Annotated in this window: 1 protein-coding gene; it reads left to right on the top strand. The window is 36.0% G+C overall.

What is annotated here, in order from left to right; translation table 11 throughout:
- Positions 1–132 precede the first annotated feature (132 nt).
- A partial coding sequence (locus RK02_RS12390) for a Cna B-type domain-containing protein (RefSeq protein WP_016184026.1) occupies positions 133–1,946 on the top strand: 1,814 nt, incomplete at its 3' end.

Below are 1,946 nucleotides of genomic sequence, written 5' to 3'. Positions count from 1 at the left end.
TGTGTTGATTTTTTAAAATTTAATATATATAATGCAAATTACCTTTTAAAATCAGTTATTTATATATGTATTTTAATATAACTTATTTTGATTAAGATAGTTGGATAAGATGAATTTTCTGGGGGGAAGATAATGAAAATGAAAGCAAAGTATTGGTATGCTTATATATTATTTATGTTAGTCGGATTGTTAGCTGGAGGAATGAATATTCGTGCGGCTAATATAGATGATTATTTCAATTCTGATTATTATTATGGCTATCCAGAGGGAAATACTGGAGGAAATTATGGTAAAGATGTCAATCATAGTCCGTTAGCCTTGATTAACAAATTAGAAATAGCTGGAGCTAAATATTATGTTAAAGAAGTTGTTTATTGTTTGAACGAGGAGATAAAGCCACCTAGTTCTGAACAAACACCTTTTAAATCAGATGGTTCATATAAAAACAATTTTGATGTGTTTTTAAAGTTAAACGGTGCAAGAGAACAATTATATAAAAGAAAGACACCTAATCGCGGCAATACGGATGAAGAAATTAAATGGGTAACAAAAAATTCAAAGGATAATGGTGCGGATACTAGGAAAGTGTTATGGAATGGTTATCCAGTTGATGCGATAGGCTTGAAAGAAAAATATGGACTTTCTGATATGCAGTTTCAAGCAGTTACTCAGGCGGCTATTTGGTATTATACTAGTGATCATGGAGGAATTACAGATAGAGAGACGCTGTTAAATGATTACAAAAAGAAATTTAATAATACTAATTTCCAATGGACAGAAGCTAGCTCGAGAGTTTATCGTATTTTAACAGGAGAGGATACTTCAGTTTCATTAGACACACCAGATGCAAATTTTGAAGTGTATATCTATGAGACAGCCTATCCTAATAATGTTCAAAGATTAATTTCTGTTGGGATTAGAGGGGGTGCAAGTGTTAAAGTTACTAAAAAATGGATTGGGTCACCAGCTGATAAAATCACAATTAATTTATTAGCAAATGGCAAAAAAATTCGTTCACAGGTATTAACTGCTGAAAATAAAAAAGGAAATGATTGGGTATATCAATTCACAGGTTTGCCTCAGTATGACAGTAAGTGGCAGAAAATTAAATACACTGTAACGGAAGATAGTTTATCTGGTTATTCTTCGACAATTGCAGGTGATGCTACTACAGGCTTTGTCATTACTAATAAGCGGACAAAGACTTACACTAACCCTAAACAAGGTCAGCTAGCAACAACGGTAAGCGTAAAGAATAATGAAAGTACGACACCTGTTCGTTTATTGAGTAAAGACACACAAGGTGTAGAAGTAACAGATACTGTTAGCTACAGCGATTTAGTAGGTGGTAAGGTATATGAATTAACAGGTACACTGATGCATATTAAAGCGGATGGTAGTACTGAAGCAATCGCTAGCGCGAGTAAAGAGGTTACGGCAGAGACAAGCGGAAAAGGCACATGGGAACTGACATTTGCACCGCAAAACCTTAAGGCGGGCGAAAAATATGTCGTGTATGAGGTGGCGAAATCTAAAGAAAACTTGGTAGATAGTAATAAAGATGATGAGCCAGATACCAAACAAGAGGTTCGCCATGAAAATCCGCAGGATGAAGCCCAGACGATAGTGGTAAGCAAACCGACACGTCCTAGACCAACTCCGCCTAAACCAATTGTTCCCAAGACAGTCATTAGCAAACAAAACTTAGGTGGAGAAGAAATTGCTGGGGCAAGTATCCAGATAAAAGATACGACTGGCAAGGTAATTGAAGCATGGATTTCACAAGCAGGTCAAAGTCATCAGCTTACCCTATCAGCTGGAACTTATGTATTCCATGAAGAAGCAGCTCCGACAGGCTATCTAAAAGTAACAGACATTACCTTTAGTGTAGACGACAAAGGTATCGTGACCATCGTTCAAGATACAACAACCAGTCACGCTTCTAA

The organism is Enterococcus columbae DSM 7374 = ATCC 51263, assembly GCF_000406925.1.
In the GTDB taxonomy this organism is placed as follows: Bacteria; Bacillota; Bacilli; order Lactobacillales; family Enterococcaceae; genus Enterococcus_E; species Enterococcus_E columbae.
The sequence above is the reverse complement of the archived record's forward strand: the minus strand, read 5'-3'. Positions and strand labels throughout refer to the sequence as shown.